Origin of the sequence: uncultured Sphingomonas sp. (assembly GCF_913777625.1) — a bacterium.
GTDB lineage: Bacteria > Pseudomonadota > Alphaproteobacteria > Sphingomonadales > Sphingomonadaceae > Sphingomonas.
Genome location: NZ_CAJYTI010000018.1, coordinates 1 through 15,114, shown reverse-complemented (window position 1 = coordinate 15,114; position 15,114 = coordinate 1). Strand labels below are relative to the sequence as shown.

Below are 15,114 nucleotides of genomic sequence, written 5' to 3'. Positions count from 1 at the left end.
CCGCCAGCCCCACCACCAGCCTTCGGCTGGTCCCCCTCCCCGTTCCGGGGAGGATTTAGAGGGATTGAAACACGCCGCAGCAAAGCCGCGCCGTCGGCCGGGGCCTCGCCCCGCCGGCCGTAGCGTCGCCCGCGACGCGGAGTTGGCGCGCCAATTCCGCTGGCGACGCCTAGAGCTTCGCAACCTTGTCTTGCAGCTTGGCGAGTTCCGCCTTCAACGCCGCGATCTCGTCATCCTTGCTCGACCCGACACCGGCCGCCGGCGCCGCGGAAGGCGCAGCCGCCCCCGGCATCCCGCCCTGCGCGCCCGGCTTGAACGCCTGCGCCGCGGCCTCAAACATCGCCATGTTGCGCTTGGCGATCTCCGCGAACGGCGAATGCGCGAACGCCCCTTCGACCGCCGACTTGAACTGTTCCTGGTTGCGGCGGAAGCTGTCCATCGACGCTTCGAGATAGCCCGGCACCATCGCCTGCATCGAGTCGCCGTACAGCGCGATCAGCTGGCGCAGGAAATTCACCGGCAGCATCGTCTGCCCGCGGGCTTCCTCCTCCATGATGATCTGGGTGAGGACGTTGTGGGTGATGTCTTCCTCGGTCTTGGCGTCGACCACCTTGAAGTCGCGGCCTTCGCGCGTCATCGCTGCGAGATGCTCGAGCGTGATGTAGGACGAAGTCTCGGTGTTGTAGAGCCGACGGTTCGCGTACTTCTTGATGATGACCGGACCGCTTCCGGGTGCAGCTTTCTTCATGGGGAACCCCGCGCGTGACAGATGCGCACCTAACTACAGTTTCTGACGCGCCGCAACACGGACCGCGCCCTTTGCCGCTTTTTCTTGCAATGCTGCGCAACGAAACGGCAGCATCGCCGGAAAAACGAGCAGCGGCACTCGCCGGACTGGCCGCCTATCAGCGTGCACCCCGCCCTGCCCCGCGTCCCGAAAAACCGGTTGTCGCCCGGGCCGGCCGTGCCGTGCTGCGGGATTATGGCGGCCACGGGCAGCCGGTCGTCTTCGTTCCTTCGCTGATCAATCCGCCGCTGGTCCTCGATCTCGCCCGCGGTAATTCGCTGCTGCGCTGGCTGTCGCGCCAGGGCGTGCGACCGCTGCTGGTAGACTGGGGCAGTCCGCCGCCCGAGGACGCGGCGCTGGATGTGAACGGCCATGTCGAGCAATTGCTGCTCCCGTTGCTCCGCCAGCTGCGCCGACCGCCGGTGTTGGCCGGCTATTGCCTCGGCGGCACGATGGCGATCGCCGCAGCGCAGGCGACGGAGGCCGCCGGACTGGTGACGATCGCGGCGCCCTGGCATTTTGCCGGCTATGGCGCAGCGCTGGAAGGCTTTGCGGCACTTTGGGACCAGGCCTATCCCACCTGCGAGCGGCTGGGTCTGGTGCCGATGGAGGTGCTGCAGGCCGGCTTCTGGCAGCTCGACCCGCGCCGCACGATCCTCAAATATGAGCGCTTCGGCCGACTGCCTGCCCGGGATCCCGAGGCACGCGCGTTCATTGCGCTGGAGGATTGGGCCAATGCCGGCGCGCCGCTGAGCTTCGGTGCGGGCCGCCAGCTGTTCGACGATTTCCTCTCCGCCGACCTGCCCGGCAGCGGGCGGTGGCGAGTAGCGGGCACCACCGCGCGGCCCGAGACGCTGAACCTGCCGATGCTGTCGCTCGTCTCCACCACCGATCGCATCGTGCCGGCGGCGAGTGCCGCCCGTCTGGGCGAGGTGCGCGAGATGGCGCTCGGCCATGTCGGCATGATCGTCGGCGGTCGCGCGCGGAAGGCGGTTTGGGAACCGCTTGCCCACTGGCTAAGCACGCTGCGCCGCACTAGATAGCCGCCAAACACACCCAGGAGACCAGCATGACCGACGTCGTGATCACCGCCGCCAAGCGTACCCCGGTGGGCAGCTTTCTCGGTGCCTTCGCCGCCACCCCCGCGCACGAGCTGGGCCGCATCGCGATCGAAGCCGCGCTGGCCGACGCCGGCGTGAAGGGCGAGGAAGTCTCCGAAGTCATTCTCGGCCAGGTGCTCACCGCCGCGCAGGGGCAGAACCCGGCCCGCCAGGCATCGATGAACGCCGGCGTACCCAAGGAAGTACCGGCGTGGAGCGTCCAGCAGGTCTGCGGCTCCGGTCTCCGCGCGGTGGCGCTCGGCTTCCAGTCAATCCGCAACGGCGACGCGACGATCATCGTCGCGGGCGGCCAGGAGTCGATGTCGATGAGCCCGCACGCCCAGTCGCTGCGCCCGGGCACCAAGATGGGCGATCTGAGCCTAGTCGACACGATGATCAAGGACGGCCTGACCGACGTGTTCAACGGCTATCACATGGGCATCACGGCGGAGAACCTCGCCGAACAATATCAGGTGACCCGCGGCGAGCAGGACGAATTCGCGGTGCGCTCGCAGAACCTGGCCGAAAAGGCCCGCGCCGAAGGCCGCTTCAAGGACGAGATCGCGCCGGTGACCGTGAAGACCCGCAAGGGCGAGACGATCGTCGCCGACGACGAATATATCCGCGCCGGTGCGACGGTGGAGAGCGTGGCCGGCCTGCGCCCGGCGTTCAAGAAGGACGGCAGCGTCACCGCCGCCAACGCCTCGGGCCTGAACGACGGCGCTGCCGCGCTGGTGCTGATGAGCCGCGAGGAAGCCGAGAAGCGCGGTGCACCGATTCTCGCGACGATCAAGAGCTGGGCGAGCACCGGTGTCGATCCGTCGGTGATGGGTATCGGGCCGGTCACCGCCAGTCGCAAGGCACTCGAAAAGGCCGGTTGGACCGTGGGCGACCTCGATCTGATCGAGGCGAACGAAGCCTTCGCCGCGCAGGCACTGTCGGTCGGCAAGGAGCTGGGCTGGGATGCCGACAAGGTGAACGTCAACGGCGGCGCCATCGCGATCGGTCACCCGATCGGCGCCTCGGGCGCGCGCATCCTCACCACGCTGATCCATGAAATGGGCAAGCGCGACGCGAAGAAGGGCCTCGCCACGCTGTGCATCGGCGGCGGCATGGGCATCGCGCTGTGTGTCGAGCGGGATTGACGACGAGCGCGTCGACAGCTCCGCCGAGGGACCGGGCCGTCGCGTAAGCGGCGGCCCTTTTTCGTGCGCCGGGCCGTGGGCGCCCGACCAATGGGCAGCGCCTGGCCCGCCAGCAATATTCAGACACAATCAACAGGAATGTGTCGCATTTGCGCAACATCCTGACACCAAAAGTCATGCCCTGTTAATATTAGCCTTGCCCTGCTCCCGTGTCTCGCCAGAACGTTGCGGCATCAGACATAAAAAAGGGGCACCCCATGAAATTCTCGAAGCTGCTCGGGGCAACCGCGCTCGCGACCGCAACGGTTCTCGCGAGCCAGGCCGCTTTCGCGCAAACCGCTACGGACAACAGCACCCAGACCGAGCAGAAGACCGAAGAGGCCAATGAAGGCATCCTGGTCACCGGCTCGCGCATCCGTCAGCCGAATCAGGAATCGGTCTCGCCGATCACCACCGTCACCGGGGACCAGTTCTTCGAAACCGGCCGCGTGTCGGTGGGCGACGTACTCAACGACCTGCCGCAGCTGCGCAACACCTACAGCCAGCAGAACTCCACCCGCTTCCTCGGCACGCGCGGCCTCAACCTGCTCGATCTTCGCGGCCTTGGCACGTCGCGTACGCTCGTGCTGGTCAATGGCCGCCGCCACGTTGCGGGTGACATCCTCGTCAACGGCGTCTCGCCGGACGTGAACACGATCCCGACCGACCTCATCCAGTCGGTGGACGTGATCACCGGCGGCCAGTCGTCGATCTACGGTTCGGACGCGATCGCGGGCGTGGTGAACTTCGTCCTGAAGCAGAACTATGACGGTCTGCAGGTACGCGGCCAGGCCGGCGCCAATGTCGACTACAAGGACGCCGGCAACCAGTATGTCTCCATCCTCGGCGGCAAGAATTTCGCCGAGGGCCGCGGCAATGTCGCACTCAACGTCGAATATGCCCATTCCTCGCCCTATTACGGTTCGAACCGTCCGAACCTGCGCCAGAACGACGGCTTCGTCGTCGTCGACACCGATCCCGCCGGCACGCCGAACGGCTCGGACGGCGTGTTCGACCGCCAGTTCTTCCGCGACATTCGTTCGTCGACGATCTCGACCGGCGGCCAGCTCGGCTTCACCAGCCCGACCGGCGCCTGCGGCCGCGACCAGAACTCGAATGCGACCTTCACCTGCGCCTTCCTGTTCCAGCCGGACGGCACGCTGATCCCGCAGACCGGCACCCGCGTCGGCATCGGGCCGAACGGCAGCTTCATCGGCGGCAACGGCTATTCTGGCCGCGAAGGCAAGCTGCTGACCCTGTCGCCCGATCTCGAGCGCATTTCGGTCAACGCGCTGGGGCATTTCGAGATCTCGCCGGCGCTGGTCCCGTTCTTCGAGGCCAAATATGTGCGCACCCGCGCCTTCGGTTCGACCAGCGGTCCGTTCTTCTCGCAGGGCACCACCATCGGCGATCCGGCGCCGAGCAACCGTGAGCGCCCGCGTCTCGACAACCCGTATCTGACCGCCCAGGCCCGCGCGGTCATCGAGCAGCAGCTCCGCGCCGGCGGCGTGACGCCCACGAACGCGACGCGCTTCTCGCTCCGCAAGAACTGGGTCGAATTCGGTATCCGCGACGAGAAGATCACCCGCGAGACCTACCGCATCGTCGGCGGCGTGCGTGGCGACTTCAACGACGACTGGAACTATGAAGTTTCGGTCAACTATGGCGAACACAAAGAAAACAACGTCATCCAGGGCAATATCAACACCCAGCGCTACCTGCTGGCGATGGATAGCGTCCGCGATCCGGCGACCGGCAACATCGTCTGCCGCTCGCAGATCGACCCGGCGGCACGGGTTGGCACGGTCGCCAACGCCACGATCCTGGCACAGGACGTCGCCGCGTGCGTTCCGCTCAACCCGTTCGGCGACAATTCGTCGTCCCAGGCAGCGCGCAACTATCTGACGATGGCATCGACGGCGACCGGCAAGATCACCCAGTTCGTGGCGTCCGGCTACGTCTCGGGCGACCTCAGCCAGCTGTTCGAACTGCCGGGCGGCCCGGTCGCCTTCTCGGTCGGCGCGGAATATCGTCGCGAGACCAACTATTATGATCTCGATGACCTGACCCAGGCCGGCTACGCCTTCTACAACGCCATCCCTGAGTTCAAGGCACCCGCCTTCGAAGTGAAGGAAGCGTTCGGCGAGCTCAGCGTGCCGATCCTTCGCAACACCCCGTTCTTCCACGATCTGACCCTCAAGGGCTCGGGCCGTGTCGCCAACTACAAGGGCAAGACCGGCACCGTGTTCGCCTGGGACGCCGGCATCAACTGGGCGCCGATCCGCGATCTGCGCTTCCGCGCGACCTATTCGCGGTCGGTCCGTGCGCCGAACCTGTCGGAGCTCTACTCGGCACAGAGCCAGAACTTCGCGCCTGGCCTCGTCGATCCTTGCTCGGCGCGTAACATCGCGACCGGTTCGTCGACGCGCGCTGCGAACTGCGCGGCAGCCGGTGCGCCGGCAGGCTATGACTTCGTCTATGTCCAGTCGCTGCAGATCGTCAGCGGCGGTAACCCGAACCTGAAGCAGGAAACCTCGACCAGCTACACCATCGGTGGCCAGTTCGAGCCGCGCTTCATCCCGGGCCTGTCGCTCAGCGTCGACTATTACGACATCAACGTCGAGAACGTGATTTCGTCGGTCGGTGCGCAGACCATCGTCAACCAGTGCTATGACCAGGCCACGCTGAACAATCCGTTCTGCGGCCTGTTCAAGCGCGCCGGTGCCAGCGGCGGCCCGCGCGGCGAAATCCCCTTCCAGATCCTGGAAGGCTCGCTGCTCCAGTCGACCCTGAACTTCGCGCGCCTCAAGGCGCGCGGTATCGACACCAACCTGACCTATCGCCACAAGTTCGACTGGGGCACGGTCAGCATGCAGGGCATCTATACCCGCACCCTGCAGCGCGACAACTTCACCAACCCGGCCGATCCGACCCGTATCGACCGGATCCTGGGCGAGCTGGGCGATCCCGAGAACGAGTTCGACCTGAACGCGAGCGTGAAGCTGGGCCGGGTGACCTTCGGCTACCAGCTGCACTGGATCGACAAGATGTACCTCAACACCTACGAGGACTATAACTCGCTCCAGGGCCGCCCGCCGGAAAACGCGGACTATGCTTCGATCCGCAAGTATCCGAGCGTGTTCTACCACAGCGCCCGCGTCGACGTGGACGTGAACGACCGCTTCAACCTGTATGTCGGCATGGACAATATCGGGAACCGCTTCCCGCCGTTCGGCCTGACCGGCACCGGTGGCGGCTCGGGCATCTACGACACGCGTGGCCGCTACGGCTATGTCGGGTTCGTCGCCAAGTTCTGATCCGAACCAAGCGCACAAAGGGAGGGCCGGCGGTTTCGCCGGCCCTTTTCTTTTGCCCGCCGCGCGCGATAAGGAACGGCATGACCTTGGTAAACCGCGGGCACGGCGATGCAGACGCCCTGCTGGAGAGTGCCATCCAGCATCTGGTCGGCAGCACCGTGCCGCGCGATCTGGGCAGGGCGCGCGCACTCCTGCGTGACGCCGCCGCACAGGGCCAGCAGGACGCCGCCACGATGGAGATCGCGCTCGTCGCCAACGGCAGCGGAGCACCCGCCGATTGGGGGCATGCCCTGCGTCTCCTCGAAGCGCTCGCGCCGCGGAACGACGCCGCCGCGCGGCAGATGGCCCTGCTGCAGCGGATGACGCTGCGGGACGATGGCATGCCCGCGACGATGGGCCCGCCCGAGCGGCTCTGCGAGTCCCCGGAGATATGCCGCTATCCCGGCTTTGCGTCCGCCGAAGAATGCGCCCACCTCGCGGCCGCCGCACAGGATCTCCTTGCCCCCGCCATGGTTGCGCATCCGGTGACGGGGGCGTTGATCGCGCACCCGATCCGCACGTCCGACACCGCCGTGTTGGGGCCGACGCGCGAGGATCTCGTCGTCCAGGCGCTGCTCCGGCGCATCGCGGCCGCCAGCGGCACGCGTACCGAGCAGGGCGAGCCGCTCAACATACTGCGCTACGCGCCCGGCCAGCAATATCGGCTGCATTCCGACGCTCTGCCGCAGACGCGCAACCAGCGGATCCTCACGGCGCTCCTGTACCTCAACGACGGCTATGGGGGCGGCGCAACGGCGTTTCCGGATCTGGAACTGGACGTCGCGCCGCGCGCCGGCGACCTGCTGCTGTTCGCCAACACGCTCCCCGATGGCCGCCCCGATCCGGTTGCCCGACATGCCGGGCTGCCCGTCACGCGCGGCACGAAATGGGTGGCGACGCGCTGGATCCGCGCCGACCGCTACGATGTGTGGAATCCCGTCGGCTGATCAGGCCCACACCCGATCAAACCGCGCACCCAGCCCGGTAATCAGTTCATATTGCGACAGGCCGCTCAGCGCCGCCGTCTCCGGCAGGTCATAGGCCATCGACACCCAATCCCCTTCGGCCAAGGTGGGCGCGGCATCCACGCAGATCGCGGTGAGATCCATCGAGACGCGGCCCACCACCGGCAGAACGGCATCGCCCGCCAGCGCCCGCCCCTTGTTCGAGAAGCAGCGCAGATAGCCATCGGCATAGCCGAGGTTGAGGATCGCCACCTCCATGTCGCGCGGCGCGGTATAGGTGGCGTTGTAGCCGATCGTCTCGCCGGCGGTGACGCGGCGGCGCTGGAGGATCTGCGCCTCCGGCGTCACGACCTGCGCGATGCCGGCATGGGGCGCGCGCTGGCGCCCGCCGTACAACGCGATGCCGGGGCGCGTGAGGTCGAAATGATAGTCCGCACCCAGCGCGAGGCCGCTGCTGTTGGCCAGGCTGAGCCGCCGGGCGGAGCTGTGCCCCGCCAGCGCTGCGAAGGCGTGCAGCTGGCGGGCGTTGAGATCGACCTCTTCGTCGGCCGATACGAGATGGCTCATCAGCGTCTCGATCGCGAGACCATCGAGCAGCCCCGCCGCCACCTGTGCGGGCGAGACGCCCAGCCGGTTCATGCCGGTGTCGACCATCACGTCGCACGCCCCGCCGCCAGCCTCGCGCCAACGCTGCACCTGCTCCGGGGTGCCGAGCACCGGCCGAACATGAGGCGGACGATCGGCCAGATCCTCCGCGCGCAGGCCGTGCAGCACCGACACCGTGACGCCGAGATCGGCCAGGTCGCGCGCCTCGGCCCAGCTGGCTACGAAGAAGTCGCGGCACCCCGCCGCCGCCAGCCGCTGCACCACGCCGCGCGCGCCCAGGCCATAGCCGTTCGCCTTCACCGCCGCGCCGCACGCCGCCGTGCCGCTCAGCCGCGCGAGCAGGCGCCAGTTGGCGACAAGGGCGGCGGCGTCGAGGCGGAGGCGAAGCGGGGCAGTGGTCATGCCCCTGCGGTTAGCGCGCGCGGTCGCGCGGCGCCACCGTCTCGCGCAGGCCGAGCATCGTTACCAGCAGCGCCATCGCCACCACGGCCAAGGTGTACCACAGCCCGGCAAAGGGATTGCCGGTACGCGCGACGATATACTGGCTGATGAACGGCAGGAATCCGCCAAAATAGCCGGTACCGATATGATAGGGGATCGACATCGACGAATAGCGGATGCGGCTGGGGAACATCTCGCTGAGCAGCGCCGCCACCGGTCCGAAGGTGGCGCCACACAGCGCCATCAGCACGGTCATCGCCACCAGGATCATCGCGATGTCGACGGGACCCGGCATGATCCGTTCGAAATGGTAGCCCGCTTCCTTCAGCGCCGCCTCCACCGCGGCGGGTTCGCTCTTCGGCACGACCTGGCCGCCGATCGTGACCACGACGCTGGGCGCCTTGGCCGTCTTGTAGAGCACGCCCAGCTTGGAGAGATGGTCGAGGATGCGGCCGCATTCGTCGCGCTGGTTGAGCGTGAACGGATCATAGCTGCACTTCGGCCCGGCAACGATCACCGGCTCGCGTAGCGCTGCCTTGGCCAGCCCCGGATTGGCGGCGCTGGCGATCACGTAGAAGCAGGGAAACAGCAGGATCAGGGTCAGCGCATAGCCGAACACGATCGGCGGCTTGCGTCCGACCTTGTCCGAAAGCTTGCCGAACAGCACGAAGAAGCCGACGCCGATCACCGCGCCCGCGCCGGTGATCAGCTGCGCCGCGGTCTGGTCCATCCGCATCGGGCCGGACAGGAACGACAGCACCGAGAACATCGAGGTGTACCACACCACGGTCAGCCCCGCGGCGATACCGAACAGCGCGACGAACAGCCGCTTCTTGTTACCCGGATAGGTGAAGCTTTCGAGGAACGGGTTGCCCGAGGTCTCGCCGGCTTCCTTCATCGCCTTGAACACCGGGCTTTCGGACAGCTTGAGCCGCATCCACAGCGAAATGGCGAGCAGCACCAGCGAGAAGAGGAACGGCAGCCGCCAGCCCCAGGCGTCCCACACGCTGGCAAAGCCCAGCTTGAACAGCAGCACCACGACAAGGCTGAGGATGAATCCGCCGACCACGCTCGCCTGGATGAAGCTGGTATGGAAGCCGGCGCGACCCGGCGGCGAATGCTCGGCGACATAGATCGCCGCGCCGCCATATTCGCCGCCCAGCGCCAGCCCCTGCGCCACGCGGAGCGCGAGAATCAGCAGCGGCGCGGTGATGCCGATCTCGGCATAGCCGGGGATCAGGCCGATGCCCGCGGTCGCCAGCCCCATGACCGCGATGGTGACGAGAAAGGTGTATTTGCGCCCCATCCGGTCGCCCAGAAAGCCGAACAGCACCGCGCCCAGCGGCCGGAAGCCGAAGCCGACCGCGAAGGTCGCCCAGGACAGCAGGGTCGCCAGCGTCTCGTTGCCCGAGGGGAAGAAGGTGCGGCCGAGGATGCCGGTGGCAGTCAGCGTTCCCCAGATGAAGAAATCATACCATTCGAAGACCGTCCCCAGCGACGAGGCGCCGATCACCATCCGCATCTCGCCCGCGCTGGGTTCGCACACCGTATCGCTCATTTAGACCTTCTCCCCTCGCCCCGCGTTTCTACAGGATTTGGCGAGGCGGTCGAGCCGGCACGGCGGCGATTATGCGCGCCGGCCGAGCGTCTTGAACATCAGCGTGATGCGTGCGGCATTCTCCGCGCCGCCATAGATGGGCCGTGCCGCATGGGGGATGTTGCCGGGAAAGATCACCAGCCGATCGGGCCGGGGCACCACCGCCTTGATCACCTCGGTGGCCGCGCGATTGAAGAACAATGTTTCCCCGCCATGATCGGCGTTCCACTTGGCCTGCGGGTAATAGATGGCGGTCAGGTGTTCCTTGAGGTTGGAATCGAGATGTACCCCGCCGCCGACGCCGCTCGGCATCCGGTTGGCATAGCAGCGCGAGAGGAGCTGGTGGCGCAGCGGCTTGCGCAGCAATTCCTGCCACACCTCGGCGATCGGCGGCGCGGTCATCGCCAGCTCGTCGGCGATCGCGTTGGCGTCGCGATCCTCCAGCCCATGCTGCTGATAGCCGGCGAAATGCTTGTAGAAATAGCGCGGCGCATCGGGCCCGCTGGCCGAATAGGCGCCGTGCTTCCAGCCGGGCTGGTCGAGATAGTCCCAGATCTGCTGGCGCCGCGAGTCGCCCAGGAAGCGATCGACAATGACGATGGTACTCAACGGACGCTCCCTCGCACATGCCATACGGCCGGGCTGGCTCTAGCCTACAATGGTTAACGCGCCTTGGACAGTCGGGGGCCTTGAGAGCAGGCAACGCGGCGGTACAAGGGCATCGGCGAAACGAGAAAGTATCCCCAGATGGCGACACTACGCGGCCTGTTGATCCCGGCGATTCTCCTGGGCTGCTGGTCCGCTGCGCCGGCCGCGGCACAGGATCGCCGCACGATATCCGAGCCCAGCTTGCCGACGCAAATGTGCGCGACGCTCGCCGCCGCGCCGGATGCGATGCCCGGCAGCGATACCCGCCGACTCCAGGCCGCGATCGACCATTGCCGTGCCGGCGCTGCGGTGCGGCTGGTCCCCGCCGGCGCCGCGCGGCGCTTCGAAAGCGGCCCGCTCCTGATGAAGTCGGGGGTGACGCTGTGGGTCGATACCGGCGCCGTGCTCGCCGCGACGCCCGATGCCGCCGCCTATGACCTGAACGGCGAGTGCGGCCGGATCGACGCCAAGGGCAAGGGCTGCCGCCCGTTCCTGAGCTTCCTCGGCACGCATGGCGGCGGCCTGGTCGGCGACGGCGTGGTGGAGGGGCGCGGCGAGGCCGCCATCCCCGGCCATGGCGGCGAGACCTGGTGGCAGCTCGCCCGGCGTGCCCAGCGCGAAGGCGGCAAGCAGAACAACCCGCGCCTGATCGAGATCGACGATGCGCGGGACATCACCTTCTACCGCATCACGCTGCGCAACGCCGCCAACTTCCATGTCGCGATGAACCATGTCGAGGGCGCCACCTTCTGGGGCGTCCGCATCGACACGCCGGCGGACGCGCGCAACACCGACGGCATCGATCCCGGCGCCGCGCAGGACGTGACGATCGCCCGGTCCTTCATCCACACCGGCGACGACAATATCGCGATCAAGGCGGGCAAGGGCCCGACCCGCCATGTCTCGATCCTCGACAGCCATTTCTTCGCCGGCCACGGCGTGTCGATCGGCAGCGAGACCAATGCCGGGGTGAGCGACGTGCTCGTCCGCCGGGTGAGCTTCGAGGGCACCAGCTCGGGGCTGCGGATCAAGAGCGACACCAGCCGCGGCGGGCTGGTGCGCGGCATCGTCTACGAGGATGTCTGTCTGCGCGGGGTCAAGCGGCCGATCGAGTTCGACACCCGCTATGATCGCAAGGCAGTCGGCCTGTCGATCCCCGTCTATCGCGACATCGTGCTGCGCAACATCGAGGGCGACGGCGGCACGCTGATCGTGCGCGGTCATGACACCGGCCACCCGATCGAGGCGCTGCTGGACGGCGTCCGGTTCGACCCGGTGGCCGTGTGGCAGACCGAATTCGCCGCGCTGACGATCGGACCCAACGGCGCAGTGCCCGTCCCGCCGGGGCTTGTCGCGGCGCCCGATACCGGCGGCAGTCGCTGCCCTGCCAGCCGCTGGGAGCCCATGCCCAGCCCGGGCGCGCCATGACCCTGGCGGCTCCGACCGACCTCGCCGCACTCGGCCCACGCATCTGCATCCTGGGGCCCTCGGGCAGCGGGAAGTCGACGCTGGGCGTGGCGATCGGGCGGAGGCAGGCGCTGCCAGTAGTGCATCTCGACCAGCTCCACCACCTGCCCGGTACCGAATGGGTGCCGCGTCCCGCCAAGGACTTCCTCGCAACGCACGATCCAGCGATCGCCGCCGACCGCTGGGTGATGGAGGGCAATTACACGCGCCTGCTCCCGCAGCGCCTGACCCGCGCAACCGGGCTGAGCCTGCTCGACGTCAAGCGCCGACCAGCCTGTTCCGCTATGTCCGCCGCTGCTGGTTCGAGCGGAATCGCGCCGGCACGCTCGAGGGCGCGCGCGACCGCGTTCGCTGGGCGATGCTGCACCACATCGCCGGGCCCAGCCGCCGAAACCGGCGGCGCTACGCTGCGATCTTCGCGGAGGCGGCACTGCCCAAGGTGGCGCTGCGCTCCCCGCGCGCTGGCCGCCTTCTATGCTCAGGAAGGACTGGCGGGCTGAGCCCTGGGCTCAGCCCGCAATCCCCTCCAGCGCCTCGCTCGCTTCCATCCAGGCGAGTTCCGCCGCCTCGATCTTCTCCGCGATGTCGGCGCGGCGCTTCATCAGATCGGTCATCGTGAGCTTGGCCAGTGCCGGCTCGGCGGTCGACGGATCGAACATCGCCTTTTCCAGCGCCGAAAGCTGCGCCTGCAACCGGGCGAGTTCGGTCTCCGCCGCCTTGGCCGCCTTGCGCAGCGCGGTGCCCTTCTCGCGGGCCTCGGCGGCGGCGCGGCGCGCTTCCTTGCGATCGGCCTTGGACGCCCCGCCCTTGCTCCCGTTCGAATCCTTCGAGAGCACGAAGGCGATATAATCGTCGAGGCTGCCGTCGAACTCGCGCGCGGTCCCCTGGTCGACCAGCACCAGCCGATCCGCGGTCATCTCGAGCATGTGGCGGTCATGGCTGACCACGACGACGGTGCCGGTATAGCCGTTGAGCGCCTGGATCAGCGCCTCGCGCGCATCGACATCGAGGTGGTTGGTCGGCTCGTCGAGGATCAGCAGATGCGGCGCGTCGCGGGTGATCAGCGCCAGCGCGAGCCGCGCGCGCTCGCCGCCCGAAAGCTTGCCGACCTTGGTGGTCGCCTTGTCGCCGGAGAAGCCGAAGCGGCCGAGCTGCGCGCGCACCGCGCTGGGGCTGGCACCGCTCATGTTGCGCGTCATGTGCTGCAGCGGCGTATCGTCGCGGTCGAGCTCCTCCACCTGATACTGGGTGAAGTATCCCACCTTCATCTTGCCGCTGGCATTGATCGCGCCGTCCATCGGCGTCAGCTGCGCGGCGAGCAGGCGCGCCAGCGTGGTCTTGCCGTTGCCGTTGCGGCCGAGCAGCGCGATGCGATCGTCGGGATCGATGCGCAGGTTGAGCCGCTGGAGGATCGGCGTGTCGCCATAGCCGACGCTGGCCATGTCGAGCGTGATCAGCGGCGGGCGCAGCTCGTCCGGATTGGGGAAGTCGAAGCTGAGCGAGGGATCGTCGACCAGCTCGGCGATCGGCTGCATGCGCGCCAGCGCCTTCTGGCGGCTCTGCGCCTGCTTGGCGGTGGAGGCGCGCGCCGAGTTGCGGGCGATATAGTCCTGCAGCTTCTCGCGCTCGGCCTGCTGCTTGGCGCGGGCGGCGGCGAGCTGGGCCTGGCGCTCGGCGCGCTGGCGCTCGAACGCGTCATATCCGCCCGGATACAGCGTCAGCTTGCCACGCTCGAGGTGCAGGATGTGATCGACGACGTTGTTGAGGAAGTCGCGCTCGTGGCTGACCAGCAGGATCGTCGCCGGATAGGACTTCAGGAAGTCCTCCAGCCACAGCACCGCTTCGAGATCGAGGTGGTTCGACGGTTCGTCGAGCAGCAGCAGGTCGGGCTGCGAGAAGAGCAGGCTGGCCAGCGCCACGCGCATCCGCCAGCCGCCCGAGAAGCTTTCCAGCTCGCGGTGCTGCATCTCCTCGTCGAAGCCGAGGCCGACGAGGATTCGCGCCGCGCGCGAGGGCGCGGCGTGCGCGTCGATCGCGATCAGCCGCTCGTGGATCTCGCCGATGCGATCGGGGTCGTGGCTGGTCTCGCTCTCTTCCAGCAGCGCGGCACGCTCGACATCGGCGGCGAGCACCGTTTCGAACGGCGTCGCGCTGCCGCCGGGGGCTTCCTGCGCGATATAGCCGAGCTTGGCGCCGCGCGGCATGTCGACGCTGCCGCCATCCGGTTCGAGCTGGCTGGCGATGACCTTCACCAGCGTCGACTTGCCGGCGCCGTTGCGGCCGATCAGGCCGATACGGCCGCGCGGCGGCAGCTTGGCGGTGGCGGCGTCGATAATCGTGCGCCCGCCCAGGCGCACCGTGATGTCGGTCAGGTTGAGCATGATCGGCCAGCGCCTAGCCGATACGAGGCCGCAGGACCAGCCACCGGTAGCAGCCGCATGCCCCAGCCAATGAAACACGGTAAATAGCTGCGTAACCATGAATTTTTGCAGGGCATCGGTTCCGACCGCCCTTCTGCGTCCGCGGATCGCGCCAATAGCTCAGCAGATATGCAGATTTTTTTGCAAGCCGAACAGAATCTTCCTGCGTATTTCTGCCTATAATTCCGATGTCGCGGTTGGATCCAGAACCGCCAAGGTGCGCCTTTTCGGTCGCACGTGAAAATGTTGCTGAAGGATTAACGCAAATGGATCTGCACGCCGGAACATCCGCTACATTGCGTAATGCGGCTGAACTTCGCCAGCAATGCATAGAAAAAATAAGCGATTCCGGTCCCATCATTATAGACGTCAGCGCGGTAACCGAAGCCGACTTGAGCTTGGTTCAGTCGATTCACGCCCTGCGGGTAGCGGCGGCCGAGGCGGGTCGGGAGGTTCGTCTGGGCGGTCCTGCGCCTGCGGCGGTGGTCGCGCTGCTCGAACGTGCGGGGTTCCTCGCCGCGCCCAGCCCCCAAGATCTCGACT

At 67.3% G+C, this 15,114-nt stretch carries 12 protein-coding genes; 7 read left to right on the top strand and 5 right to left on the bottom strand.

Annotated features, from left to right (window positions below; all coding sequences use genetic code 11):
- Positions 1 to 169 precede the first annotated feature (169 nt).
- Entirely contained in the window at positions 170 to 748 is a 579-nt protein-coding gene (gene phaR / locus QZ814_RS09685; RefSeq protein WP_294331410.1) for a polyhydroxyalkanoate synthesis repressor PhaR, read from the bottom strand.
- 89 nt (positions 749 to 837) lie between these two features.
- Between phaR and QZ814_RS09680 the strand changes: the two genes are divergently transcribed.
- The 4 genes from QZ814_RS09680 to QZ814_RS09665 all read left to right on the top strand — a co-directional run bounded on the left by QZ814_RS09680 (position 838) and on the right by QZ814_RS09665 (position 7,374).
- Entirely contained in the window at positions 838 to 1,830 is a 993-nt protein-coding gene (locus QZ814_RS09680) for an alpha/beta fold hydrolase (RefSeq protein WP_294331407.1), read from the top strand.
- Positions 1,831 to 1,856: 26 nt separating this feature from the next.
- Positions 1,857 to 3,032, top strand: coding sequence for an acetyl-CoA C-acetyltransferase (locus tag QZ814_RS09675; protein WP_294331404.1), 1,176 nt, complete (start codon positions 1,857 to 1,859; stop codon positions 3,030 to 3,032).
- 257 nt (positions 3,033 to 3,289) lie between these two features.
- On the top strand, positions 3,290 to 6,388 hold the full coding sequence (locus QZ814_RS09670) for a TonB-dependent receptor (protein ID WP_294331401.1): 3,099 nt from the start codon (positions 3,290 to 3,292) through the stop codon (positions 6,386 to 6,388).
- A gap of 80 nt (positions 6,389 to 6,468) precedes the next feature.
- Positions 6,469 to 7,374: a 2OG-Fe(II) oxygenase gene (locus QZ814_RS09665; protein WP_294331398.1), complete on the top strand. Its 906-nt coding sequence runs from the start codon at positions 6,469 to 6,471 to the stop codon at positions 7,372 to 7,374.
- On the opposite strand, the gene alr is transcribed toward QZ814_RS09665, so the two are convergent.
- The 3 genes from alr to QZ814_RS09650 all read right to left on the bottom strand — a co-directional run bounded on the left by alr (position 7,375) and on the right by QZ814_RS09650 (position 10,645).
- A complete protein-coding gene (gene alr / locus QZ814_RS09660; protein WP_294331395.1) occupies positions 7,375 to 8,400 on the bottom strand; it encodes an alanine racemase in 1,026 nt (341 codons plus the stop codon).
- Positions 8,401 to 8,410: 10 nt separating this feature from the next.
- On the bottom strand, positions 8,411 to 9,997 hold the full coding sequence (locus QZ814_RS09655) for an MFS transporter (RefSeq protein WP_294331393.1): 1,587 nt from the start codon (positions 9,995 to 9,997) through the stop codon (positions 8,411 to 8,413).
- 69 nt (positions 9,998 to 10,066) lie between these two features.
- Positions 10,067 to 10,645 (bottom strand): 2OG-Fe(II) oxygenase, encoded by a 579-nt coding sequence (locus QZ814_RS09650; protein WP_294331390.1) that lies wholly within the window; start codon positions 10,643 to 10,645, stop codon positions 10,067 to 10,069.
- 252 nt (positions 10,646 to 10,897) lie between these two features.
- Between QZ814_RS09650 and QZ814_RS09645 the strand changes: the two genes are divergently transcribed.
- Together QZ814_RS09645 and QZ814_RS09640 are read left to right on the top strand one after the other, a co-directional pair.
- Positions 10,898 to 12,112 carry a glycosyl hydrolase family 28 protein gene (locus QZ814_RS09645; RefSeq protein WP_294331389.1) on the top strand — a complete coding sequence of 405 codons (1,215 nt, stop codon included), beginning with the start codon at positions 10,898 to 10,900 and terminating at the stop codon, positions 12,110 to 12,112.
- Complete coding sequence (locus QZ814_RS09640; protein WP_294331387.1) at positions 12,109 to 12,651, top strand: hypothetical protein; 543 nt, start codon at positions 12,109 to 12,111, stop codon at positions 12,649 to 12,651. Before QZ814_RS09645 ends, QZ814_RS09640 begins: the two co-directional genes overlap by 4 nt.
- Positions 12,652 to 12,660: 9 nt before the next feature.
- Here QZ814_RS09640 and QZ814_RS09635 read toward each other — a convergent pair whose 3' ends face one another.
- Positions 12,661 to 14,532, bottom strand: coding sequence for an ABC-F family ATP-binding cassette domain-containing protein (locus tag QZ814_RS09635; protein ID WP_294331385.1), 1,872 nt, complete (start codon positions 14,530 to 14,532; stop codon positions 12,661 to 12,663).
- 305 nt (positions 14,533 to 14,837) lie between these two features.
- On the opposite strand from QZ814_RS09635, the gene QZ814_RS09630 reads away from it, so the two are divergent.
- Positions 14,838 to 15,114, top strand: a 277-nt coding sequence (locus QZ814_RS09630; RefSeq protein WP_294331384.1) for an STAS domain-containing protein, incomplete at its 3' end; no start/stop codon positions are given.